Source organism: Streptomyces sp. NPDC029164 (genome assembly GCF_055563995.1).
On sequence record NZ_JBVHWW010000009.1, the window covers coordinates 75420 to 99771 of the forward strand.

General features: G+C 72.0%; 20 protein-coding genes. 4 read left to right on the forward strand and 16 right to left on the reverse strand.

The genetic code is table 11. From position 1 onward, the window contains the following. Positions 1-119 precede the first annotated feature (119 nt). The 16 genes from ACZ4VT_RS11140 to rsmH form a co-directional block, all read right to left on the reverse strand. Positions 120-1364 (reverse strand): DivIVA domain-containing protein, encoded by a 1245-nt coding sequence (locus ACZ4VT_RS11140; protein WP_467948510.1) that lies wholly within the window; start codon positions 1362-1364, stop codon positions 120-122. An 82-nt stretch (positions 1365-1446) separates the two neighbouring features. Then, a complete protein-coding gene (locus ACZ4VT_RS11145) occupies positions 1447-1743 on the reverse strand; it encodes a YggT family protein (RefSeq protein ID WP_030707331.1) in 297 nt (98 codons plus the stop codon). A 60-nt stretch (positions 1744-1803) separates the two neighbouring features. After that, positions 1804-2421, reverse strand: a complete 618-nt coding sequence (locus tag ACZ4VT_RS11150; RefSeq protein WP_467948512.1) for a cell division protein SepF — start codon at positions 2419-2421, stop codon at positions 1804-1806. 149 nt (positions 2422-2570) lie between these two features. Beyond that, positions 2571-3290: a YggS family pyridoxal phosphate-dependent enzyme gene (locus ACZ4VT_RS11155; RefSeq protein WP_467948514.1), complete on the reverse strand. Its 720-nt coding sequence runs from the start codon at positions 3288-3290 to the stop codon at positions 2571-2573. After that, complete coding sequence (gene pgeF, locus ACZ4VT_RS11160; RefSeq protein ID WP_467948670.1) at positions 3277-4044, reverse strand: peptidoglycan editing factor PgeF; 768 nt, start codon at positions 4042-4044, stop codon at positions 3277-3279. The genes ACZ4VT_RS11155 and pgeF overlap by 14 nt, the downstream gene beginning before the upstream one ends. A 17-nt stretch (positions 4045-4061) precedes the next feature. After that, complete coding sequence (gene ftsZ / locus ACZ4VT_RS11165; RefSeq protein WP_327413503.1) at positions 4062-5267, reverse strand: cell division protein FtsZ; 1206 nt, start codon at positions 5265-5267, stop codon at positions 4062-4064. A gap of 279 nt (positions 5268-5546) precedes the next feature. Then, a complete protein-coding gene (locus tag ACZ4VT_RS11170) occupies positions 5547-6401 on the reverse strand; it encodes a cell division protein FtsQ/DivIB (RefSeq protein WP_467948515.1) in 855 nt (284 codons plus the stop codon). Positions 6402-6430: 29 nt separating this feature from the next. Next, on the reverse strand, positions 6431-7525 hold the full coding sequence (gene murG / locus ACZ4VT_RS11175; RefSeq protein WP_467948517.1) for an undecaprenyldiphospho-muramoylpentapeptide beta-N-acetylglucosaminyltransferase: 1095 nt from the start codon (positions 7523-7525) through the stop codon (positions 6431-6433). A 6-nt stretch (positions 7526-7531) separates the two neighbouring features. Continuing rightward, positions 7532-8893, reverse strand: coding sequence for a putative lipid II flippase FtsW (ftsW, locus tag ACZ4VT_RS11180; protein ID WP_467948519.1), 1362 nt, complete (start codon positions 8891-8893; stop codon positions 7532-7534). A gap of 69 nt (positions 8894-8962) precedes the next feature. Then, on the reverse strand, positions 8963-10402 hold the full coding sequence (gene murD, locus ACZ4VT_RS11185) for a UDP-N-acetylmuramoyl-L-alanine--D-glutamate ligase (protein ID WP_467948521.1): 1440 nt from the start codon (positions 10400-10402) through the stop codon (positions 8963-8965). Continuing rightward, positions 10384-11454, reverse strand: a complete 1071-nt coding sequence (gene mraY / locus ACZ4VT_RS11190) for a phospho-N-acetylmuramoyl-pentapeptide-transferase (RefSeq protein WP_467948523.1) — start codon at positions 11452-11454, stop codon at positions 10384-10386. The genes murD and mraY overlap by 19 nt, the downstream gene beginning before the upstream one ends. Beyond that, entirely contained in the window at positions 11451-12881 is a 1431-nt protein-coding gene (locus ACZ4VT_RS11195; protein WP_467948525.1) for a UDP-N-acetylmuramoyl-tripeptide--D-alanyl-D-alanine ligase, read from the reverse strand. The genes mraY and ACZ4VT_RS11195 overlap by 4 nt, the downstream gene beginning before the upstream one ends. Next, entirely contained in the window at positions 12878-14605 is a 1728-nt protein-coding gene (locus tag ACZ4VT_RS11200; protein WP_467948527.1) for a UDP-N-acetylmuramoyl-L-alanyl-D-glutamate--2,6-diaminopimelate ligase, read from the reverse strand. The genes ACZ4VT_RS11195 and ACZ4VT_RS11200 overlap by 4 nt, the downstream gene beginning before the upstream one ends. Positions 14606-14649: 44 nt before the next feature. Further along, the gene (locus ACZ4VT_RS11205; RefSeq protein ID WP_467948529.1) at positions 14650-16671 is read right to left on the reverse strand and encodes a peptidoglycan D,D-transpeptidase FtsI family protein; all 2022 of its coding nucleotides are present in this window, start codon (positions 16669-16671) and stop codon (positions 14650-14652) included. Positions 16672-16974: 303 nt separating this feature from the next. Further along, positions 16975-17475: a cell division protein FtsL gene (gene ftsL / locus ACZ4VT_RS11210; protein ID WP_467948531.1), complete on the reverse strand. Its 501-nt coding sequence runs from the start codon at positions 17473-17475 to the stop codon at positions 16975-16977. Then, positions 17472-18431 carry a 16S rRNA (cytosine(1402)-N(4))-methyltransferase RsmH gene (rsmH, locus tag ACZ4VT_RS11215; RefSeq protein ID WP_467948533.1) on the reverse strand — a complete coding sequence of 320 codons (960 nt, stop codon included), beginning with the start codon at positions 18429-18431 and terminating at the stop codon, positions 17472-17474. The genes ftsL and rsmH overlap by 4 nt, the downstream gene beginning before the upstream one ends. Before the next feature lie 311 nt (positions 18432-18742). Here rsmH and ACZ4VT_RS11220 point away from each other — a divergent pair, with 311 nt between their 5' ends. The 4 genes from ACZ4VT_RS11220 to ACZ4VT_RS11235 all read left to right on the forward strand — a co-directional run bounded on the left by ACZ4VT_RS11220 (position 18743) and on the right by ACZ4VT_RS11235 (position 24235). Then, complete coding sequence (locus ACZ4VT_RS11220) at positions 18743-19294, forward strand: beta-class carbonic anhydrase (RefSeq protein ID WP_362813149.1); 552 nt, start codon at positions 18743-18745, stop codon at positions 19292-19294. 137 nt (positions 19295-19431) lie between these two features. Then, a complete protein-coding gene (locus ACZ4VT_RS11225; RefSeq protein ID WP_362813146.1) occupies positions 19432-20442 on the forward strand; it encodes an AAA family ATPase in 1011 nt (336 codons plus the stop codon). Next, positions 20442-21818 (forward strand): DUF58 domain-containing protein, encoded by a 1377-nt coding sequence (locus ACZ4VT_RS11230; protein ID WP_467948536.1) that lies wholly within the window; start codon positions 20442-20444, stop codon positions 21816-21818. Before ACZ4VT_RS11225 ends, ACZ4VT_RS11230 begins: the two co-directional genes overlap by 1 nt. After that, positions 21815-24235, forward strand: coding sequence for a transglutaminase TgpA family protein (locus ACZ4VT_RS11235; RefSeq protein ID WP_467948538.1), 2421 nt, complete (start codon positions 21815-21817; stop codon positions 24233-24235). The genes ACZ4VT_RS11230 and ACZ4VT_RS11235 overlap by 4 nt, the downstream gene beginning before the upstream one ends. Positions 24236-24352: the final 117 nt, after the last annotated feature.

Consider the following 24352-nt stretch of genomic DNA (forward strand, 5'->3'; position numbering starts at 1 on the left):
CCACCCCCCCAAAAATAACACCAAACAGGGGCACGAAACGGGTCTCGTCCTGCGCCCCCCCCCCCCCCCCCCCCCGGCCCGGAAAGCGCGGCTGCCGACCGCAGAGACGGCGGCGGCGCCTAGTTGTCGTCCTCGTCGATCAGAAAGCCCCGCATCGGCGACGGCGCCTGCATCGGCTGCGGCGCAGCCGGCCGCACCGGAGCCATCGGCTGGGTCATCGCCGGGGACATCTGCTGCTGGCCGCCGTACGACGGGCCCGCGCCCATCGGGGAGGGGCCGCCCATGGGCGACGGGCCGCCCATCGAGGGTCCACCCATGGAGTGCCCCATCGCACCGGCCGGAGCCATCGAGGGCGACGGCGGCAGTGCGGGACCGGCCGGGTTCCGCGGCGGGGCGAGCGAGTCGTCGGCCTGGGTCTCCAGCTGGCGCAGCTGCGACTCCAGGTAGGACTTCAGACGCGTACGGTACTCACGCTCGAAGCCCCGCAGGTCCTCGACCTTGCGCTCCAGCGTGGCGCGGGCGGACTCCAGGGAGCCCATCGCGACGCGGTGCTTCTCCTGCGCGTCCCGCTCCAGCGCGTCGGCCTTGGCGCGGGCGTCCCGCTCCAGGCCCTCGGCGCGCGACCGGGCCTCACCGACGATCTTGTTGGCCTCGGAGCGGGCCTCCGCGATCGCCTGGTCGGCGGTCTGCTGCGCCAGCGACAGGACGCGGGCGGCACTGTCGCCACCGGGGCCCTGCTGCGGGAGCTGCGGCTGCTGCTGCATCTGCTGCATCGGCTGGCTCATGGGCTGCATCTGCTGGCCCATCTGCTGCATCTGCTGGCCCATGGGCTGCATCTGCTGGCCCATCTGGTTCTGGCCGCCCATCGACTGCTGCTGGCCCATGCCCTGCTGGCCCATGCCCTGCTGGCCCATGGGCTGCTGGCCCATGCCCTGCTGGCCCATGCCCTGCGGTCCGCCCATGGGGTGCTGCTGCATGGGGCCGCCCATGGGGCCGCCCATCGGGCCGGGGCCCTGCTGGCCCTGGCCGCCGGGGCCCGGCGGGAGCTGCGGCTGGCCGCCCGGGAGCTGCGGCGGGCCCATCTGCTGCTGCGGCGGGCCGGATATGGCCGCGGGCACGGGGGCGCCGGGGCCGCGCTGGTCCTGGGGTTCCGGCTTGCGCATGCCCTGCTGCTGCTGGTTCTGCGCGGCGGCACGCGTGGCGGCTGCCAGCTTGGCGCGCAGGTCCTCGTTCTCGCGCAGCAGGCGCGTCAGTTCGGACTCGACCTCGTCGAGGAAGGCATCGACCTCGTCCTCGTCATAGCCTTCTCGGAGGCGGACGGTCGTGAACTGCTTGTTCCGCACGTCCTCGGGAGTCAGCGGCATGTCTTCTTCACCTCTACGTAGTCGTCGGCAGTCGGCAAGACCGTATCGGGACTGTCCCCGCGCGCGCGGAGAAGTTCATCGTTCACACGCTTCTCGCAGCGGTGCTCACGAAACTGATGAGGATGTAAACGATGATCATCAGAACGAAGAAGGACAGGTCGAGTGCCACGCCCCCGAGACGCAACGGCGGGATGAGCCGCCGAAGAAGCTTGAGCGGTGGATCGGTGACAGTGTAGGTGGCCTCCAGAACGACCACCATCGCCTTGCCGGGTGCCCATGAACGTGCGAACTGGAACACGTAGTCCATGACCAGTCGGAAGATCAGCACGATGAGGAAGCACATCAGCGCGATGTAGACCACCTGTAGTGCGACGCCCATCCCGCGCTTCCCTCTCCCCGTTTCCCGCTCTGTTCCCGGTCCCGTATCTGACGGATCGGTCTAGCTTTGGTTGAAGAACCCGCCCTCCGCGATGCGAGCCTTGTCCTCCGCCGTGACATCGACGTTAGCAGGCGACAGCAGGAACACCTTCTGTGTCACGCGTTCAATGCTGCCGTGCAGACCGAAGACGAGTCCGGCGGCGAAGTCCACGAGACGCTTCGCGTCCGTGTCGTCCATCTCCGTGAGATTCATGATCACCGGAGTGCCCTCACGGAAGTGTTCCCCGATGGTACGGGCCTCGTTGTAGGTCCGGGGGTGCAGCGTCGTGATGCGGTACGGCTCCCGCTCGGAGACGACCTTGGGCATGATCACGGGGGCGTTCTTCTCCAGGTTCGAGCGATCAGGTGTGATGGATGCCACGGGGGCAATTCGCGCAGGACGTCCGTTTTCCACCGGAATTGGGATGGGCTCCCGCTGCGCCGGAGGCTGTACGGCTCGTACCGGTTCGTCCGAAACGGGCGATTGGTGCACGGGCTGCTGTCGGCGATCCCGCTCCCGAGCCCGTTCCATCTCCGGCTCGGGCTCGAACTCGTCGTCGGGGTCGTACCCCGGGTTGTCGTACCGGTCGTCCTCCACGAGGCCGAGGTAGACCGCCATCTTGCGCATCGCGCCGGCCATTCTCCGAGTCCTCCGCTCTGTGGTGGATCGCCCTGTCGCAGGTGCCGCTGTGTCACGAATGTCACCAACTGCCCGCGATCCACGTGGTCTGCCCACTCATCGGCGGGAATGACCATATTTTCTGCTGTGGTCCGACTTTCTTCGCGACGTTACCCGAGCCGGGGTCTCGCGCCGAGTACCGCAGTGCCGACGCGTACATGTGTCGCACCGGCCGCAACGGCCTGTTCCAGGTCCGCGCTCATCCCGGCCGACACCATCGTGGCAGCAGGATGGTCCGCGCGCATGCGGGATGACAATTCCATCAACCGCGCGAAGGCGGCCTGTTCGCGTCCCGCGTAGGGGCCGGACAGCGGAGCGACGGTCATCAGTCCGTCGATCCGCAGCCCCGGCGCCGCGGCGACGAGGTCCGCCAACTCCGCGAGCTGCTCCGGCGCCGCGCCGCCGCGGGCCCCGCGCTCCCCCGACTCCGCGTCGAGGGCGATCTGCACGAGGCAGCCGAGCTCCCGGCCGGCGTTCGAGGCGGCGGCCGAGAGGGCGGTCACGAGCCGGGGGCGGTCGACGGACTGCACCACATGCGCGTATCCCGCCACGGAACGGACTTTGTTCGTCTGCAACTGGCCGACGAAGTGCCAGCTGAGCGGCAGATCCGCGCAGGCCGCGGCCTTGGGGGCGGCATCCTGGTCGCGATTCTCCGCAACATGACGGACGCCCAGGTCCGCCAGCAGTCGTACGTCGCTCGCGGGATAGGTCTTGGTGACCACGATGAGCGTCACCTCGTCCCGCGCCCGGCCCGCCGCCGCGCAGGCGGACGAGATACGTTCCTCCACCCGCGCCAGGTTCTCGGCGAGCTCCGACTTACGATCCGTCATTCTTCTTTCCCCCCGGGGGTCCGGGGTTCGTCCCCCGGGAAGCCTCTGTCAACCAGACATATCCGGCGAGCCGTCCGGTCACCCGGTCGCGGCGGTACGAGAAGTGGTCCCGCGACTCCAGTGTGCAGACCGGGGAGCGGCGGCTGTTCACCACCCCCGCCTCCGCGAGCTGCGCGTGCACTCCGGCGACCACGTCCACGGCCGGTGTCCCCCAGCTGGTCTCGGCCCGGGCGGCGGGCACCACTTCGGCCACCGCCTCCCGCATCTCGGCGGGCACCTCGTAGCAGTGCCCGCAGACCGCGGGTCCGGTGACGGCGATGATCCGTCCGGGTTCGGCACCGAGGGAGACCATCGCCGCCACGGCCGCGGGCACCACCCCGGCGACCAGTCCCGGCCGCCCGGCGTGGGCGGCCCCGGCGACCCCGGCGACGGGGTCCGCCAGCAGGACGGGCGTGCAGTCGGCGGTGAGCACCGCGAGGGCTAGCCCCCGACGGGCGGTCACCACCGCGTCCACCGCCGGGACGTCCTCGCCGAAAGGCCACGGTCCGTCGACCACCGCCACGTCGCGGCCGTGCACCTGGTTCATCCAGACCACCCGGTCCGGGGCGAGCCCCAGGGAGCGCGCCGCCAGTGCCCGGTTCGCGAGAACGGCGGCCGGGTCGTCTCCGACCGCGCCGCCGAGGTTGAGCTCTTCGTACGGAACGGCGCTCACCCCGCCCCACCGGTCGGTGAAGGCGAAGTGGGCGCCGCCCACGTGGTGCTGCTCCGGTGTCACTTCAAGAAGTCCGGGACGTCCAGTTCCTCGGCCGGGCTGTCCTGGTACGGGCGGGCCGTGGGGACCTGCGGCGCGGGGGCCTGGGTCTCGACCGGGGCCGGCTCGACCGGGGCCGGGGGGTCCTCGCGCGGGGTGACCGTGCCGAGTCCGCCGAAGGCCGGGCGGGCCGGCTCGGCGGCGCGGACCGGAGCCGGGGCCGGCTCCTCGCGCTTGGTGGACGCCGCGCCGATGACGTTGTCCCGGCGGGCCGGGGGCTGTCCGCCGTCGAACCCGGCCGCGATGACGGTGACCCGTACCTCGTCGCCGAGCGCGTCGTCGATGACGGCACCGAAGATGATGTTCGCCTCGGGGTGCGCGGCCTCGCTCACCAGCTGCGCGGCCTCGTTGATCTCGAAGAGACCGAGGTCCGAGCCGCCGGAGATGGAGAGCAGCACGCCGCGGGCGCCGTCGATGGACGCCTCCAGCAGCGGCGAGGAGATCGCCATCTCGGCCGCGGCCACCGCGCGGTCGTCGCCGCGGGCCGAGCCGATGCCCATCAGGGCCGAGCCGGCCTCGGACATCACGGACTTGACGTCGGCGAAGTCGAGGTTGATCAGACCCGGGGTGGTGATGAGGTCGGTGATGCCCTGGACGCCCGAGAGCAGGACCTGGTCGGCCGACTTGAAGGCGTCGAGCACGCTGACCTGGCGGTCCGAGATGGACAGCAGTCGGTCGTTGGGGATGACGATGAGGGTGTCGACCTCTTCGCGGAGCTCGGCGATGCCGTCCTCCGCCTGGTTCGCGCGGCGCCGGCCCTCGAAGGTGAACGGCCGGGTGACCACACCGATCGTCAGGGCGCCCAGCGAGCGAGCGATGTTGGCGACGACGGGTGCGCCGCCGGTGCCGGTGCCGCCGCCTTCACCGGCGGTGACGAAGACCATGTCGGCCCCCTTGAGGACCTCCTCGATCTCCTCGCGGTGGTCCTCTGCCGCCTTGCGGCCGACGGCCGGGTTGGCGCCGGCGCCGAGGCCCCGGGTGAGTTCACGGCCGACGTCGAGCTTGACGTCGGCGTCGCTCATCAACAGCGCTTGGGCGTCCGTGTTGATGGCGATGAACTCGACGCCCTTGAGACCGACCTCGATCATTCGGTTGATGGCATTGACACCACCGCCGCCGACACCGATGACCTTGATGACTGCGAGGTAGTTCTGCGGTGCTGCCACGTCGAAGGCCTCTCGCCTCGAGTTACGTGTCGCCGCCTCGCGGGCCTGCGTTGCGACGACTGATGCCGAAATAGGGACGGTCCGAACGCGCCGACCCGAACCCTCACCCTGAAGTTTAGGGTTAGGGGTGTGTCTGTTCCTTGGACTCTTCCGAACAGGACACTAAGTCGACAAGTAGCGCGTGTTCAACGAACACGCCGAACCTCCCGTTTTTCTTTTCACCCTATGTGATCACCCGTATCGCTGGCCAACCAGGGTGCGTCGTTGTTCGACCGGGAGTCAACTCCCGGACACCGCAGGGGCGGTGGGGACGCTCACGTCGAAGTGACCGGCCTTGGGCGCGGCTTTCAGCAAAGCGGTCAGCGCACGCCCCTTCGCCTCGCTCTGTTCACCGCTCCCCCACGTCACGGAGCGGCCCCTCGTGAGCTCCAGGACCACGGAATCATAGGAACCCACCTTGACCTGCACGGTTTCCCGGGCGACCGGTTCCGGGAGGGCGCCCGCGACGAGGACCGCCTCGCGCAGCAGCCGTTCCTCGTCGAAGCGGCGGGCGCTCGGGGATCGTGCGGCGTTCAATTCGAGGACCGGAACACCCGCGGGTGCTTTCGGAACCGTGTCGAATCGCACACCCGAAGCGTCCACTTCGACGAAGTTGGCGTCCTTTTTGATGAGCAGGACGGGTTTGCGTTCCGTCACTTTCAGCCCGATTCCATGCGGCCAGGCCCGCACCACATCGACCGAATCGATGCGGGGCAGCCGGCCGCGGACGCGGCTCTCGATCTCGGCGGTGTCCACGCTCACCAGGGGCGCGCCGACGGGCACGGCCGCGGCCGAGAGGACCTGCTCGGGGGTGAGAACCTCCGTGCCGGTGGCGGTGACCTTCTCGACGCGGAGCCAGGAGGAGCCGTAGAGCACCCAGGTCCCGCCCGCGACGAGGAGCACCGCGGCGGCCAGGGAGACCAGCACGGGGCCCCGGCGCAGGCGTGCGCCGGGGCCCTGCGGGCCGGATCCCTTCGCGGACTTGCCTGACTTGGGGGGCTTGGGTGGTTTGGGGGAGTCGGCGCCCTTGCGGACGGGCCGGCCGGACCCGCCGGGACCAGGGGTGCCGCGCTGTGCGGTCGTCGCTCCGGCCACTCCTGTGCCTCCTGCGTCTGGGCTGCGCGTCAGCGGTTCCTGTGGGCCGCGATCGCCTCGTACACCATGCCGACCAGCAGCTCGTCGGCGTCGCGCCGGCCGAACTCACCGGCGGCGCGGGACATCTCGTACAGGCGGTGCGGGTCGGACAGCACCGGGAGGACCTGGCTGAGCACCCACTCGGGCGTCAGTTCCGCGTCGTCCACGAGGAGGCCGCCGCCGGCCTTGACCACCGGCTGGGCGTTGAGCCGCTGTTCGCCGTTGCCGATCGGCAGCGGGACGTAGGCGGCGGGGAGCCCGACGGCGGAGAGTTCGGCGACGGTCATCGCACCCGCGCGGCACAGCATCATGTCGGCGGCGGCGTACGCGAGATCCATCCGGTCCACGTACGGTACCGGTACATACGGCGGCATCCCGGGCATGTTGTCGACACGCGGCAGTTCGTTCTTCGGGCCGACGGCGTGCAGGATCTGGACGCCGGAGCGCTGCAGGGTCGCAGCGACCTGCTGGATCGTCTCGTTGAGGCGGCGGGCTCCCTGTGAGCCGCCGGAGACCAGCAGCGTCGGCAGGTTGGGGTCCAGGCCGAAGGTGGCGCGCGCCTCCGGGCGGACCGCGGCCCGGTCGAGGGTGGAGATGGTGCGGCGCAGCGGGATGCCCACGTAGCGGGCGCCGCGCAGCTTGCTGTCGGGGGTGGAGACCGCGACGGCGTGCGCGTACCGGGAGCCGATCTTGTTGGCCAGTCCGGGCCGGGCGTTGGCCTCGTGGACGATGATCGGCACCCCGAGCCGCTTGGCCGCGAGGTAGCCGGGCAGGGCCACGTAACCGCCGAAACCGACGACGCAGTCGGCCTTGGTGCGGATGAGGATCTCCTCCGCGGCCTTGATGGTGCCGCGCAGCCGTCCGGGGACGGTGATCAGTTCCGGGGTCGGCTTGCGGGGCAGCGGCACGGCGGGGATCAGCCCGAGTTCGTAGCCGCGCTCCGGCACCAGGCGGGTCTCCAGCCCGCGCTCGGTGCCGAGGGCGGTGATGCCCACTGAAGGGTCCTGCCTGCGCAGGGCGTCCGCGAGGGCGAGCGCCGGCTCGATGTGGCCGGCGGTCCCCCCACCGGCGAGTACGACATGCACCGAAATTCACCGCTCTCCGGACGGACGCTTCTTGACGCGCCGTCTCATCGACTTCCATCTCACCCCGGTCCGCCACCAGCCGGTCTTCGGCTGTCGCATCGCGAGGGCCGCGCGCGCCGCCGGCTCCTCACGCGCGAAGGCGATGAGCAGTCCGACCGCGAACATGGTCGGCAGCAGGGCTGACCCTCCGTAGGAGAACAGCGGGAGCGGGACTCCGGCGATCGGCAGCAGGCCGAGCACCGCACCGATGTTGATCACGGCCTGGGCCGTGATCCAGGTGGTCACGCCTCCCGCGGCAAACCGTACGAAGGAATCCTCCGTGCGTCCGGCCACGCGGATACCCGCATAGCCTAGAGCCGCGAACAGGGCGAGCACCGACAGCGTCCCCGCGAGACCCAGTTCCTCCCCGGTGATGGCGAAGATGAAGTCGGTGTGGGCTTCGGGTAGTTGCCCCCATTTTTCCACACTTGCACCCAGGCCGGAACCGAACCATCCGCCCGAGGCGAGGGCGTAGATCCCGTGCACGGCCTGCCAGCAAAGGTCGTTCTTGCCCGGGTCTGTCGCACCGAGGCACTCCAGCCGGTCCATCCGGTGCGGACTGGTCTTGATGAGCAGGGCGACGATCGCACCCGCGAAGGCCAGTACCCCGGCGAACATCCGGGTGGGGGCGCCCGCGAGCCAGAGCAGACCGAACAGGATGGCACCGAGGATCATCGCGGTGCCCATGTCCCCGCCCAGCATGATCAGCCCGAGCAGCAGGAAGGCCACCGGGACCAGCGGCACCAGCAGGTGCTTCCACTGGCTGAGCAGCCCCTTGTCGCCCTTGCGCGCGAGCAGGTCGGCGCCCCAGAGGATCAGTGCCAGCTTGCCGAACTCACTGGGCTGCAACATGAACGGACCGCCAAGGGAGATCCAATTCTGGTTGCCGTTGATCGAGACCCCTATCCCGGGGATTTGGACCAGGACCATCAGGAACAGCGTGCCGGCGAGCACCGGATAGGACAGCGCCCGGTGGAGCTTGACGGGCATCCGGGAGGCGACCAGCAGGAGTCCGGTGCCGATGAGGGCCGCGAGGAACTGCTTCTTGAAGAAGTACGCGTCACCGAGGCCGAGCTGGAGGGCCTTGATCATGGAGGCCGAGTACACCATCACCAGGCCGAGCACGGTGATGAGCAGCGAACTGCCGAAAATCAGGTAATAGGCGGTGAGCGGACGGTCCCAGGCCTTGCGCAACTGCCGCTGCGTACGCCGCAGCCCGGCCAGCGGCCCGCGCCCCGCGGGCCGCTTCACACGCACCACGGGCCGTTTGCGGCCCTGCGCCTTCACGGCGGACGGCCGCCGCCCCGGCAGCATCTGCTTGGCCGGCATCTGTGATCTTCCCCTCCACTCGTACGAGGCGAGCAGCCGGCCGGAGGGAACCTGCCCCGGAGCCCCGGCCTAGACCGTGTCCGCGGCGCTCTCGGCGGCCAGTTCGCGCACCGCGTCGGCGAATGCGTCCCCACGCTTGTTGTAGTTCGCGAACATGTCCATCGACGCACAGGCAGGTGCCAGCAGGACCGTGTCGCCGGGCTCGGCGAGCGCGGCCGCCTCCCGGACCGCTGCGAGCATCGCCCCAGTGTCGGTCCGGTCGAGGTCGACGACCGGGACCTCGGGGGCGTGTCGCGCCAGCGCCTCGGCGATCAGCGCCCGGTCGGCGCCGATCAGCACCACGCCGCGCAGCCGCTTCGCCGACTTCTGCACGAGCTCGTCGAAGGTCGCGCCCTTGGCGAGGCCGCCGGCGATCCACACGACCGGCTCGAAGGCGGCCAGCGAGGCCTCGGCCGCGTGCGTGTTGGTGGCCTTGGAGTCGTCGACGTACGTGACCCCGCCGACCTCGTCCACGTGCGCGACCCGGTGGGCGTCGGGGCGGAAGTTGCGCAGCCCGTCGCGGACCGCGCGCGGCTCCACGCCGAAGGCGCGGGCCAGGGCCGCCGCGGCGAGCGCGTTGGCGATGTTGTGCGGGGCGGGCGGGTTGACGTCCTTGACCTCGGCGAGCTCCTGGGCGTTCTTCTGCCGGTTTTCGACGAACGCGCGGTCGACGAGGATGCCGTCGACGACGCCGAGCATGGAGGGGCCGGGGGCGCCGAGGGTGAAGCCGATCGCCCGGCAGCCCTCTTCGACGTCGGCCTCGACGACCAGGTCCTCGGTGGCCTTGTCGGCGACGTTGTAGACACAGGCCACCGTATTGCCCTCGTAGATCCGGCCCTTGTCGGCGGCGTACGCCTGCATCGAGCCGTGCCAGTCGAGGTGGTCCGGGGCCAGGTTGAGGACGGCGCCCGAGTGGACGCGCAGCGAGGGCGCCCAGTGCAGCTGGTAGCTGGAGAGTTCCACGGCGAGCACGTCGTACTGCTGCTCGCCGAGCACCACGTCGATGATGGGGGTGCCGATGTTGCCGACGGCGGCGGTGCGCAGGCCGGCGGCCTTCAGGATCGACGCCAGCATCTGGGTGGTGGTGGTCTTGCCGTTCGTACCGGTGATGGCGAGCCAGGGGGCGGCGTTCTCACCGCGCAGCTGCCAGGCGATCTCGACGTCACCGACCACGTCCACACCCGCGGCGGCGGCGGCCGCGAACAGCGGGCTGTCGGGCTTCCAGCCGGGCGAGGTGACGACCAGCTCGGTGCCCTCGGGGAGGGTCTCGGCGTCCGCGAGGCGTACGGAGATCCCCAGCTCGGCCAGTTCGGCGGCGCGGGCGCGGTGGCCCTCGCCGTCGCCGCCGTCGACGACGGTCACGACGGCGCCGAGGCCGGCCAGGGCGCGTGCGGCACTGATGCCACTCACGCCGAGACCGGCCACGGTGATGTTCTTGCCCTGCCAGGAGGTCACTTGTCGGCTGCCCATCCCGCGTAGAAGAGACCGAGACCCACGATCACGCACATGCCCTGGATGATCCAGAAGCGGACCACCACAAGGACTTCGGACCAGCCCTTGAGTTCGAAGTGGTGCTGTAGCGGGGCCATCCGGAAGACGCGCTTCCCGGTCATCTTGAACGAGCCGACCTGGATGACGACCGACATGGTGATGAGGACGAAGAGGCCGCCGAGCAGGGCGATCAGGAACTCCGTGCGGGAGCAGATCGCGAGACCGGCGAGCGCGCCGCCGAGGGCCAGCGAGCCGGTGTCACCCATGAAGATCTTGGCGGGCGAGGTGTTCCACCACAGGAAGCCGAAGCAGGCGCCCATCAGGGCGGAGGCGACCACGGCGAGGTCCAGCGGGTCGCGTACCTCGAAGCAGGCGTTCGGGCTGGGCAGGGTCTGCGCGTTGACGCAGGACTCCTGGAACTGCCAGACGCCGATGAAGGTGTAGGCGCCGAAGACCATCACGGCGGCGCCGGTGGCCAGACCGTCCAGACCGTCGGTCAGGTTCACGCCGTTGGACATGGCCAGGATCATGAACAGCGCCCAGACGACGAACAGCACCGGGCCGATCGACCAGCCGAAGTCCGTCACGAACGACAGCTTGGTGGAGGCCGGGGTCAGCCCGCGCGAGTCCTTGAACTGCAGTGCGAGCACCGCGAAGGCGATGCCGACGATCAGCTGGCCGGACATCTTGGCCTTGGCCCGCAGACCGAGCGAGCGCCGCTTGACGATCTTGATGTAGTCGTCGAGGTAGCCGACCACGCCCATGCCCGTCATCAGGAAGAGGACGAGCAGGCCCGAGAAGCTCACCGCCTCACCGGTGATGACCTTCGTCAGGGCGTACGCGACGAGCGTGGCCAGGATGAAGGAGATGCCGCCCATGGTGGGCGTGCCCTTCTTCCCGGCGTGGCCGCGCGGGCCGTCGTCGCGGATGAACTGGCCGTAGCCCTTCCGGGCCAGCAGCTTGATCAGCAGCGGGGTCCCGACAACGGTGAGGAACATGCCGATGACACCGGCGAACAGGATCTGCCTCATCGGCCGGGGACCTCGCCCTCGACAGTGCCCTCGAGCAGGGCCTGGGCCACCCGCTCCAGACCGGCCGACCTGGAAGCCTTCACCAGCACGACGTCACCCGGGCGCAGTTCACTGCGCAACAGGTCGACCGCCGCCTGCGCGTCGGACACGAGCACCGACTCCTCACCCCACGAACCCTCGTTATATGCGCCCAGTTGCAGCCAGGAGGCTTCCCTGCCCCCGACTGCGACGAGCTTGCTCACGTTGAGCCGGACGACAAGTCGCCCGACCGCGTCGTGCTCGGCGAGCGCGTCGTCCCCGAGCTCGGCCATCGGGCCGAGCACCGCCCACGTGCGTCCCCCGTTCGCCCTGCCGGCACCGCCCATCGCGGCGAGCGCGCGCAGTGCGGCCCGCATGGACTCGGGATTCGCGTTGTAGGCGTCGTTGACGATCGTCACACCGTCCGCGCGCTCGGTGACCTCCATCCGCCACCGGGACAGCGTGCCCGCCCCGGAGAGCGCGGTGGCGATCTCCTCGACGGACATGCCCAGTACATGGGCAACGGCGGCCGCGGCGAGCGCGTTCGACACGTGGTGCTCACCGTACAGCCGCAAGGTCACGTCGCTGCACCCGGTCGGTGTTCGCAATGTGAAGGAAGCCTGTCCCCTGTCCGTCATGCGGACTTCGGTGGCCCGGATGTCGGCGTCCTCGGCCTCACCGAACAGCACCGTACGGGCCTTCGTGCGCTCGGCCATGGCACGGACCAGCAGGTCGTCCGCGTTGAGGACGGCGACACCGCCCTCCGCCTCGGCCGGCAGCGCCTCGACCAGCTCCCCCTTGGCCTGGGCGATCTGCTCGCGGCCGCCGAACTCGCCGATGTGCGCGGTGCCGACGTTGAGGACCAGCCCGATCCGCGGGGGCGTCAGGCCGGTGAGGTAGCGGATGTGGCCGATGCCGCGGGCGCCCATCTCCAGGACCAGGTGCTGCGTCTCCTCGGTGACGCGCAGCGTCGTGATCGGCAGGCCGATCTCGTTGTTCAGGTTCCCGGGGGTCCACACGGTCGGCGCGTGGTGCTGGAGCACCTGCGCGACGAGGTCCTTGGTGGAGGTCTTGCCGGCGGAGCCGGTGAGGGCGACGACGTCCGTGCCCAGGCGGGCGACGACGGCCCGGGCGAGCGCCCCGAGGGCGGCCACCACGTCGGGTACGACGATCGCCGGTACGCCCACGGGCCGGGTCGCGAGGACGCCCACGGCGCCGGCGGCCAGCGCGCGTTCGGCGTAGTCGTGGCCGTCGACCCGCTCGCCGACGAAGGCGGCGAACAGGCTGCCCGGCCGGACCTCCCGGGAGTCGTAGACGACGGGACCGGTGACCTGGACGGACGGATCCGGTATGTCGTGGGGCCGCCCGCCGGTGATGTCGGCGATCTCGGCGAGGGAAAGGGCGATCACTGGTTCACCTCGGCCTGTCGGACCGTAGTCGTTTGACCGAGCGCGGCCGCCTGGTCGAGCACGGCCTGGTGCTCGATCGCGGCGCGGAGCACGGTGCGGTCGTCGAAGGGCCGTACGACACCGGCGGTGTCCTGGCCCTGCTCGTGGCCCTTGCCCGCCACCAGCACGGTGTCGCCGGGCCGGGCGCGCGCGACGGCCGCGGCGATGGCCGCGGCCCGGTCGGCGTCGACCAGGACGGTGCCCCGCTCGGCGGGCGGTACGGACACGGCGCCTTCGAACATCGCGGCGAGGATCGCGAGCGGGTCCTCGGAGCGCGGGTTGTCGGAGGTCAGGACGGCCACGTCGGCGTACCGCGCGGCCGCGGCGCCCATCGGGGAGCGCTTGGTGGTGTCGCGGTCGCCGCCGCAGCCGAGCACGATGTGCAGCTTGCCCTCGGTGACCTCGCGCAGGGCGCGCAGGACCGATTCCACGGCGTCCGTCTTGTGCGCGTAGTCGACGACGGCGAGGTACGGCTGTCCCGCGTCCACCCGCTCCAGCCGGCCGGGCACCCCGGGGACCGCGGCGACGCCGTCGGCGGCGGTCTGCGGGTCGAGGCCGGCGGCGGCGAGGGTGACGATCGCGGCGACGGTGTTGGCCACGTTGAACGGGCCGGGCAGCGGCGCGGTCGCCCGGACGCGCTGCCCTTCGGGGCCCAGCAGGGTCAGGGTGGAGCTCGCCGGCCCGAACACCACGTCCTCGGCGCGCCAGTCGGCGGCCGGGTCGCCGGCGGCGGAGAAGGTGACGACCGGGACGGTCGCCTCCTTGACCAGGCGGCGGCCGTACTCGTCGTCCAGGTTGACCACGCCCAGGCGGGCGCGGCGGGGCGTGAAGAGCCCCGCCTTCGCCTGGAAATAGTCGTCCATGTCGGAGTGGAACTCCATGTGTTCCGGGCTCAGGTTGTTGAAGACGGCGACGTCGAAGACGCAGCCGTCGACGCGGCCGAGCACCAGGGCGTGACTGGAGACCTCCATCGCCACGGCCTCGACGCCGCGTTCGCGCATGACCGCGAACAGGGCCTGGAGGTCGGTGGCCTCGGGGGTGGTCCGCTCGGACTTGATGCGCTCGTCTCCGATGCGCATCTCGACGGTGCCGACCAGTCCGGTGCTGCGGCCCGCCGCGCGCAGGCCGCCTTCGACGAGGTACGCCGTGGTGGTCTTGCCGGAGGTGCCGGTGATGCCGATCTGGAGCAGGTCCTCGCCGGGGCGTCCGTAGATCGCGGCGGCGAGCTCTCCCATCCGGCCGCGCGGGTCGGCGACCGCGAGGACCGGCAGGCCGGTGGCCGCGGCGCGTTCGGCCCCCGCGGGGTCGGTCAGCACGGCGGCGGCGCCGAGGCCGGCGGCCTGGGCGGCGAAGTCGGCGCCGTGCGTCCTGGCACCGGGCAGGGCCGCGTACAGGTCTCCGGGGCGGACCGCACGCGAGTCGTGCGTGATCCCGGTGATCTGCGTCGCGGCGGGCGCCGGGATGCCCAGCAGGGTGGCCAGCTCGCCCAGAGGGGTCGGGCGGGCGGACGCGGGCCTGGGCGCTCCCGGCGGCGCTGCCGGGGCGTCTTTCTGGGTGGTTCTGGGCTGATCAGCGTGGGGCACGGCGGTGAGCGTACCGGGCGCGGCGGGCCGGTCGCGAAGCGAGGGCCCGGCCTCGGCGTCGGCAACCGGCTGGTTCCCGGGTTTCGGGGTGATCGTTGTCACTGATGGTGCCTCACGCTTTTCTGGCGGGCCGACCGGGCTGTGGGTCACTGACCGGGCTGCGGACTGGTCTGCGGGGCGGGCTGCGGGGCGGGCTGCGGGCCGGGTTCGTAGGTGACCGGCAGTCCGGCGGGGGCGGTTCCGGTGGGGGCGACCTGAAGGGTCTTGAGGGCGAACTCCATGACCTTCTTGTAGATGGGGCCACAGATCTGGCCGCCGAAGTAGCTGCCCTTCGTCGGGTTCTGGATGGCGCAGTAGACGGTGATCCGCGGGTTGTCCGCGGGGGCGAAACCGGCGAAGGATGCGGTGTAGCCCTTGTACCGGCCGGTGGCCGGATCCACCCGGTTGGAGGTGCCGGTCTTGCCGCCGACCCGGTAGCCGGGGATCTTCGCCTTGGTGCCGGTGCCGTCCTGGTCGTCGACGACGGATTCGAGCATCGCGGCGAGGGTCCTGGCGGTCTCCTGGCTGATCACGCGGTGCTGCTCGGGGGACGGGGCCGGGGTGAGGCGGCCGTCGGGGCCCTTGCTGCCGCGCACCAGGGTCGGCTCGATGCGGACGCCGTCGTTGGCGATGGTCGAGTACACGGAGGCCGCCTGCATGGCGTTGAGGGACAGGCCCTGGCCGAAAGGAATCGTGTACTGCTGCGAGGTGGACCAGTCCTCGGGCTTGGCGAGGATGCCGCGGGACTCGCCGGGGTAGTTCAGCCCGGTGGGCTTGCCGAGGCCGAACTTGGTCAGGTAGGAGTGCAGGACCTTGTTGGACTCGGGCTGGGTGGGCCCGAGCTGGCCGGTGGCCAGGATGGTGCCGATGTTGGAGGACTTGGCGAGGACCCCGTTGAGGGTCAGGTACCAGGTCGGGTGGTCGATGTCGTCCTTGAACAGCCGGTCGCCGCGGTGCAGCCGGTTGGGGACCTCGACGCGGGTCTCGGGCGTGGCCTTCTTCTCCTCCAGCACGGCGGCCATCGACATCACCTTGGCGGTGGAGCCGGGCTCGTACACGTCCTGGAGCGCGGCGTTGCCCATGGCGGCGGAGCTGGCCCGGGTCAGGTCGTTGGGGTCGAAGCCGGGGGCGTTGGCCATGGCCAGCACCTCGCCGGTGCGGGTGTCCTGGACGATGACGTAGCCGCGGTCGGCCTCGGACTTCTGGACCTGCTCGGCGATGGCGCTCTGGGCCGCCCACTGGATGTCGCGGTCGATGGTCAGCACGATGTCCTCGCCGGGGACGGCGGGCTCCTCGTTGGAGCCGGCCGTGGGGACCTTGCGGCCGCCGGACTGGGCGTAGGTGATCTCGCCGTCCTTGCCGGACAGCTTCTTGTCGAGGGAGGACTCCAGGCCGCCGCCGCCCTTGCCGTCGGCGTTGACGTAACCCAGTATCCCGGCGGCGAGGTCGCCGTTCGGGTACACGCGCTTGCTGCTGTCCTCCTTGAACACGCCGGCGAGGACGTTGGCACCGGGGCCGTTGTTCTTCTTGTCGGCCGTCGCCTTGTCCCTGAAGACCCGCTGGAGGTCCTTGATCTGGTTCCAGACCTGCGGGGTCTGACGCTGGGCGAGGACCACGTACCGGGTGTTCCTGGTGCTCAGCTTGGCGGCGAGCTCCTTGGCGTCCTTGCCGAGGATGGGAGCGAGGAGGGCGGCGGCCTGCGCCGGGGCGTCCGGGGCCTTGCTCTCCTGCGGCGTGAACATCTTCGGGTCGGCGGTGATGTCGTACGCGTCGACGCTGGTGGCGAGGGCCACGCCGCGGCGGTCGGTGATCTCGCCGCGCTCGGCGGCCAGCTTGACGCTGGTGTAGCGGTTCTTGGAGGCCTCGGCGGAGAAGGTCGAGGCGTCGACGGCCTGCACCTGGAGCAGCCGGACGACGAAGGCGAGCATGACGAGGGTCAGGCCCACGCTGACGAGGCGCAGCCGGGGGCGGGGGCTGCCGAGCCGGATGGTGTGCGGCCGGCGGGCCGCCGCGGGCCGCCGGGTCGCGGGGCGCGAGGCCGGGCGGGCCGTCGCCCGCGCCCGGTCACCCGGCCTGGACGGCCTGGCCGGCCCCGGCACCCGCCGCCGCGGCGGCTCCTGCGGGCTCACGCGGCCACCGCCTGCGGCGTGCCGGTGCAGCCGTGGCCGCGCTGCGCGAGCGCCCTGGGGCTCCGCCCCGGACCCCCCGCCTCAAGCTCCGGCGGGGCTGAAGGATCCGGGGCTCCGCCCCGGACCCCCCGCCTCAAACGCCGGCGGGGCTGGATGGGCCCCGCGGGGCTGAGTCTTTCAGCCCGTCCGGCGCTTGAGGACCGGATCCGCGCAGAGCCCGGGTGGGGGCCCCTCCCGGACGAAGTCCGGGGGAGGTGGAAGGGCGGGGCGGGGGAAAGCCCCGCAGGGGTCCGCGTCACGACGTCACCTTCCAGGGGTCGGGTTGGACTGTGGCGACCCGCTGGGGGCAACGGGCCGGCCCGGCGAGGCCGACGCCGGGGGTGCGGCCGGAACGGTCGGGCTCGGGGAGGCCTCGGCCGGGACGGCGGTGCCGGCGACCTTGCCGTCCGGGCCGATGAAGACGGGGCTGCCGCCCGGCACCAGGCCGAGCTCCTGCGCCCGCCGCTGCAGCGCGTCGGGGGCCGAGTAGGCGTCCACGTCCCGCTGCAGCGCCTGCTCCTCGTCGGTGAGGGCGGTGGTCTCCTTCTTCAGCTTGCTCAGCTGGAAGGAGCCCTCGTTGAGCGCCGAGTTCAGCAGCAGCAGGCTGATCAGGCCGCCGCCGAGCAGCGCCACGACCAGCAGGACGAACGGCATCCGCGCGGCCTGTCCGCCGGGGCGGGGGCGGGCCGGGCGGCCGCCGAGCGCCCGGCCGAGCCGGGCCGCCTGCCCGCGGGTCAGCGTGGCGACCTTCCCGGCCCTGGTCACAGCAGCGCCTCCCGGATGCGTTCGACCCCGCGGAACCTCGCCGGGGCGGCCCGCCGGTTCTCGGCGATCTCCTCCTCGGTCGGCAGTTCCGCTCCGCGCGTCAGCAGCTTCAGCTTCGGCTGGTACTTCTCCGGTACGACCGGCAGCCCGGGCGGGGCCGTGGAGGCCGCGCCGGCCGCGAAGACCTGCTTGACCAGGCGGTCCTCGAGCGAGTGGTACGAGAGCACCGCGATCCGGCCGCCGACCGCGATCCGGTCCACGGCCGCCGGGATGGCCTTCTCCAGGCCCGAGAGCTCGCCGTTGACCTCGATCCGCAGGGCCTGGAAGGTCCGCTTCGCCGGGTTGCCGCCGGTGCGCTTGGCGGCCTGCGGCAGGGAGTCGCGGATCAGTTCCACGAGCCGGGCGCTGTTGGTGAAGGGCTCCTTGTCCCGCTCCCGGACGACCGCGGACACGATGCGCTTGGCCTGCTTCTCCTCGCCGTACTGGCGCAGGATCCGGACGAGCTCGCCCGGCGCGTAGGTGTTCAGGACCTCGGCGGCGCTGATGCCCGTCGTCTGGTCCATGCGCATGTCCAGCGGCGCGTCCTGCGCGTACGCGAACCCGCGGTCGGCCTCGTCCAGCTGCATGGAGGAGACGCCCAGGTCGAAGAGGATGCCCTGGACGGCCGGGATGCCGAGCCCGTCGAGGACCTCGGCGAGGTCGGCGTAGATCGCGTGGACGAGGGTGGCCCGGTCGCCGAAGGGCGCGAGGCGTTCGCCGGAGAGCCGCAGGGCCTCCTTGTCGCGGTCGAGGCCGATCAGGTGGGCCTCGGGGAACCGGGTCAGCAGGGCCTCGCTGTGGCCGCCGAGGCCGAGGGTGCAGTCGACGACGACCGCCCCGGGCCTCTCCAGCGCCGGGGCCAACAGGTCCAGGCACCGCTGGAGCATCACCGGGACATGTCGGGACTCGCTAGTCAAAGCGCCCTCTCAGATAACGGCGCGGCAGGCATACGCCGCGCCGCGCACGCGGAGTGTTACCAGGGGGCCGGGCGGCCGGTCAGGGCCGGGCTCCGGCCGGTTCGCGTCACTTTAGTGCAACGGTCGCCGCGGTCAACGAACCGCCCCGCGCGCCGTCCACGCCTCTCGGACCGAACCGGCAAAAGCCGCTAATCACCCGAACGGCCGCCTCACACCCACCCCTGTGGGTTAGCTCACAACAAGGCTCGTTGACGTTCTTTGTCCCACCTCACGCGAGGCCTTTACCGGCCGTGACCACTACCGTCGTACCCATGACGACTTCCGCATCCCTGCCTGCAGAGTCCGCGTCCGAGGCGCCCGTCGGCGGATCCGTCACCGACCGGCTGGTCGAGGCGAACCGCCGCTACGCCGCGGAGTTCACCGACCCCGGGATGGACGCCCGCCCGGTGCTCCACGTGGCCGTCGTGGCCTGCATGGACGCCCGACTCGACCTGCACAAGGCCCTCGGCCTGGAGCTCGGCGACTGTCACACGATCCGCAACGCCGGCGGCGTGGTCACCGACGACACCATCCGCTCCCTCACCATCAGCCAGCGGGCCCTCGGCACCCGCACGGTGATACTCATCCACCACACCGGCTGCGGCCTCGAAAGTCTGACCGAGGACTTCCGGCACGAGCTGGAGGACGAGGTCGGCCAGCGTCCCGCCTGGGCCGTCGAGGCCTTCCGGGACGTGGACCAGGACGTCCGCCAGTCCATGCAGCGGGTTCGCACCAACCCGTTCCTGCCCCACAAGGACGATGTGCGAGGCTTCGTCTTCGATGTGCACACCGGGCTCCTGCGGGAGATCGATCCCAGCTCTTGAGTGACACAAGGCCGTAACGCCGTCAAGAATGCGGGGTGGCACCACCCGGGATCCCCCGGGACCGGTGTCCGTGTTTCGGGGTGGGCCGGTCATGCGCCAAGGGCGTCGGCCCTGGAAATGGGCCGAGGAGAACCAAGGTGACGACGTATGACGACCGAGCGAGCCTCGCGGATCTGACCAGCACGGCGGAGCGGGTGCGCCAGTCGGTCGAAAGCGTGATCGAGGGCAAGCCCGAGGTCGTTCGCCTCGCGCTGACCGTGCTCCTCGCCGAGGGGCACCTGCTGATCGAGGACGTACCCGGCGTCGGCAAGACCATGCTCGCCAAGACGCTCGCCAAGTCCATCGACTGCTCGGTGCAGCGCATCCAGTTCACTCCGGACCTGCTGCCCTCCGACATCACCGGTGTCAGCATCTACGACCAGCAGCGCCGCGAGTTCGAGTTCAAGCCGGGCGCGATCTTCGCGCAGATCGTCATCGGCGACGAGATCAACCGCGCCTCGCCGAAGACCCAGTCGGCGCTGCTGGAGTCGATGGAGGAGCGCCAGGTCACCATCGACGGCACGACCTACACGCTGCCCAGCCCCTTCATGGTCGTCGCCACCCAGAACCCGGTGGAGATGGAGGGCACGTACCCGCTGCCCGAGGCCCAGCGCGACCGCTTCATGGCCCGCGTCTCCGTCGGCTACCCCAGCCCCGAGGCCGAGCTCCAGATGCTCGACGTGCACGGCGGGGTCTCCCCGCTCGACGACCTGACGGCCGTCGCGCACGCCCACGACATCATCAAGCTCATCGAGGCCGTCCGTGAGGTGTACGTGGCCGAGCCCGTCCGGCGCTACGTCGTCGACCTGGTCGCCGCCACCCGCACCCACCCCGACCTGCGGCTCGGCGCCTCGCCCCGCGCCACCCTGCACCTGCTGCGCGCCGTGAAGGCCTCCGCCGCGCTCGCCGGCCGGGACTACGTCCTGCCCGACGACGTCCAGGCCCTGGCCGCCCCGGTCCTCGCGCACCGGCTGCTGCCCACCGCGCAGGCCCAGCTGAACCGGCGCACCGCCGAGCAGGTCGTCCACGACATCCTGCAGCGCACCCCCGTCCCGGCCGCGCACGCCCGCGGCGAGATGCCGCCCGGCGCGGGCATCCGGGGCTTCTGATGAGTGCCGGTGCCCCGCGCGGCGCCGGCGGCCCGGGGGACGGCGGCGGGTTCCGCGCCTCACTGTCCGGGCTGACCACCCGCGGCCGCTCGTTCCTGGCCGCCGGGATAGCCGCGGCCGCCTGCGCGTACGTCCTGGGCCAGGGGGAACTGCTCCGCGTCGGCCTGCTGCTCGCCGTCCTGCCGCTGATCTGCGTCTACGCCCTGCACCGCACCCGCCACCGGGTCTCCGGCAGCCGCCGGCTGAGCCCGGGACGGGTGCCCGCGGGCGCCGAGGCCCGGGTGCAGCTGCGCATGGACAACGTCTCCCGGCTCCCCACCGGTCTGCTGATGCTCCAGGACCGGGTGCCCTACGTCCTGGGCCCGCGCCCGCGCTTCGTCCTGGACCGGGTCGAGCCCGGCGGACGCCGCGAGGTGTCCTACCGGGTCCGCTCCGACCTGCGCGGCCGCTATCCGCTGGGACCGCTCCAGCTGCGGCTGACCGACCCCTTCGGACTGGTCGAGCTGACCCGCTCCTTCAGCACCTGTGACACCCTCACCGTCATCCCGCGCACCGAGCCCCTGCCGCCGGTCCGGCTGACCGGCGAGTCCAACGGCTACGGCGACGGCAGCCGCCGCTCGCTGGCCCTGGCCGGTGACGACGACGTGATCCCGCGCGGCTACCGGCGCGGCGACGACCTGCGCCGGGTGCACTGGCGCTCCACGGCCCGCTACGGCGAGCTGATGGTCCGCCGCGAGGAACAGCCGCAGCGCAGCCGGGCCACCGTCCTGCTGGACACCCGGCGCCTCGCCTTCGACGGCGCCGGCCCCGACTCCGCCTTCGAGTGGGCCGTCTCGGCGGCCGCCTCCAGCCTCGTGCACGTGCTGGAGCAGGGCTTCTCCGTACGGCTGCTGACGGACACCGGGGACTCGGTGCCCGGTGACGGCGGGGGCGGCTTCACCGCCGGCGGGCAGGAGTCCGCGGAGGCCGCCGGACTGATGATGGACACCCTCGCCGTGGTCGGGCACTCCGACGGCGCCGGGCTCTCGCGGGCCTACGACGCGGTGCGCGGCGCCGGCGCGGGAGGCTTCGGCGGAGCCGGCGGTGACGGGCTCCTCATCGCCTTCCTCGGCGACCTGGACGACGTACAGACGGAACTGGCGGCCAGGATGCGCCAGCGCACCTCGGGTGCGGTGGCCTTCGTACTGGACTCCGCGGCCTGGGGCGGGCAGCCCGCACCCGGGCACGCCGTGCCCCCGCTGGAGGAGCGGCTGCGCAGGCTGCGCGACGCCGGCTGGACGGCGCTGGCCGCCCTGCCCGGGGTGGCCTTCGGCGAGCTGTGGCGACAGGCCGGCACCGCGCGCGTCGGTACGGGGACTTCCGGAGGTCGGGCATGAGCGGGCGGGCGAAACTGACGCTGTTCGCGGCACTGGCGACGCTGCTCACCTCGTGGTCGCTGGCCCCGCTGGTCGAGTCCCAGGCCTGGCTGCTGCAGGGGGCGCTGCTGCTGGGCGTCCAGAGCGCGGTGGGGGCCGGGGCCCGGCGGGTGCCGCTGGCGCGGTCGCTGACCGTGGCCGCACAGCTGCTGGTGTCGCTGCTGCTGCTCGTGTTCCTCTTCGCCGGCAAGGGCGAATCCACGGGGAGCGGGCCGCTGGCGTACCTGGTGGACGATTTCGGTTCGCTGTTCGGGCAGGGCGTCCGGGACGTCGGCGAGTACGCCATCCCGGCCCCGCTGACGGACGGCATCCGGCTGCTGCTGGTGTCCGGGGTGCTGCTGATCGGACTGCTGGTGGAGACGCTGGCGGTGGCCGCGCGGACGGCCGCCGCGGCCGGGCTGCCGCTGCTCGCCCTGTACTCGGTGGCCGCGGGTCTGTCGGGCGGCGGGGAGGCCTCCTGGTTCTCCTTCCTGCTGGCGGGCTGCGGGTACCTGCTGATGCTGCTGGCCGAGGGCCGCGACCGGCTCGCCCAGTGGGGCCGGGTCTTCGGCGCGGCCCCGCGCGGCCGGGGCGCCGCCGATTCCGGGCTGAGCAGTGGCGCGGGCGGGCAGGCGACGGCCCCGGCGCGGTTCGGACGGCGGATCGGCGCGGTGGCCCTGGGCGTGGCGCTGGCGGTGCCGGCGGCGCTGCCCGCGCTCGGCGGCGGGCTGCTGGGCGGCGATCAGGACGGCGGCGAGAACGGCGGCGGTGCGGGCGGGACGATCTCGGCGGTCAACCCGCTGGTCTCCCTGCAGAGCAACCTGAACACGCAGGACAACCGGGTCATCCTCAAGTACCGGACGAACAGTCCGCAGCAGAGCGAGCAGTACCTGCGGATCCTCGCGCTGGACGAGTTCAACGGCGTCAAGTGGGAGGCCTCCGGGCGGGCCCTGACCGATGTGCCCGAGGTGCTGCCGAAGCCGACCGGGCTCAACGACCAGGTGCGGGTGACCTCGACGGAGGTGACCACCACCATCTCGGCGGCGGACAGCTACACGCAGCGCTATCTCCCCATGCCCTATCCGGCGACCTCGGTGAAGATCGACGGGAAGTGGCGGTTCGAGCCCACCGGCCGGACCCTGGTCGGCGACCAGCTGGGCAGGGACAGGTTCCAGACCGTCCAGGGCGCGGGCTACTCGGTGCAGAGCCTGCTGCTGAAGCCGACGGCGCAGCAGCTGCAGAAGGCCCCCGAGCCGGACCGGGCCATCCGCGACGAGTACACGAAGGTGCCGGACAACCTGCCGGCGGTGGTCGCCGACACGGCCCGCCAGGTGACGCAGGGGACGAAGGACGACTACACGCGGGCGGTGAAGCTGCAGGACTACTTCGCCGTGAACGGGGGCTTCCGCTACAACACGAGGACGGCCTCGGGCACGGGCCCGGGGGCGGTCGCGCGGTTCCTCGCCGACAAGGAGGGCTTCTGCATCCACTTCGCCTTCTCGATGGCGGCGATGTCCCGCACCCTGGGCATCCCGGCCCGCGTGGCGGTGGGCTTCACGCCCGGTGAGAAGCAGCCCGACGGCAGCGTGAACGTGTCGATGCGGGACGCGCACGCCTGGCCGGAGCTGTACTTCGAGGGCGTGGGCTGGACCCGGTTCGAGCCGACGCCGCGGTCCGGCATCAACGTGCCGGACTACTCCCGGCCGCAGACCCCGGCGGCCCAGCAGCCGTCCGCGCCGGCGCCGCTGCCCTCGCAGAGCTCCGCGCAGCCGTCGGCGGCGCCTTCGGCGTCCGCCGAGTGCCCGCCCGAGCTGAAGAAGCTCGGCGAGTGCGGGACGCCGGCGGCCGCGCAGGGCCCGGCCCACGGCGACGGGCCGTCGGTGACGACGGTCCTCGGCTGGACGGCGGCCGTCCTGGCGGTACTGGCCCTGCCGCTGCTGCCGCTGCTGTGGCGAAGCCGGCTGCGGGCCCGCCGCCTGCGGAGCGGAGAGGTCCTGACGGTGTGGCGGGAGCTGGGCGACGCCGCCTGGGACGTGGGCGTGGTCCCGGACGAGGCGCTGTCCCCGCGCCGGGCGGCGGACCGGGTCGTGGACCTGGGCCGCCTGGACGCGGAGGCCGCGGCCGCGGTCCACCGGGTCGCGGGCGCGGTGGAACGGGCCCTGTACGCGCCGCCGGGCGCGGAGGTCTCGTACCCGGGGCTGGCGGACGACGTGCTGCTGACCCGCGCGGGCCTGCTGGCCGCGGTGAGCCGCCCGGCGCGCCTGCGCGCCCTGCTCCTCCCCCGCTCGGCCACCCGCCTCGCCTGGACGGCCTCCACCCGCTGGTCCGCGATCACCTCAACGGTCGCGGCCCGCCTGACCGCCCTCCGCCTCCGGCTCCCGCTACGGGGCCGCGGCTGAAACGCAGCCTCGCCGGCGTTTGAGGCGCGGGGTGCGGGGCGGGGCCCCGGTCTTTGAGGGCAGGCGGGCTGCGCCCAGGAGGAGGCGGCTGGACCCGCGGACGCGAGAACGCGGCGA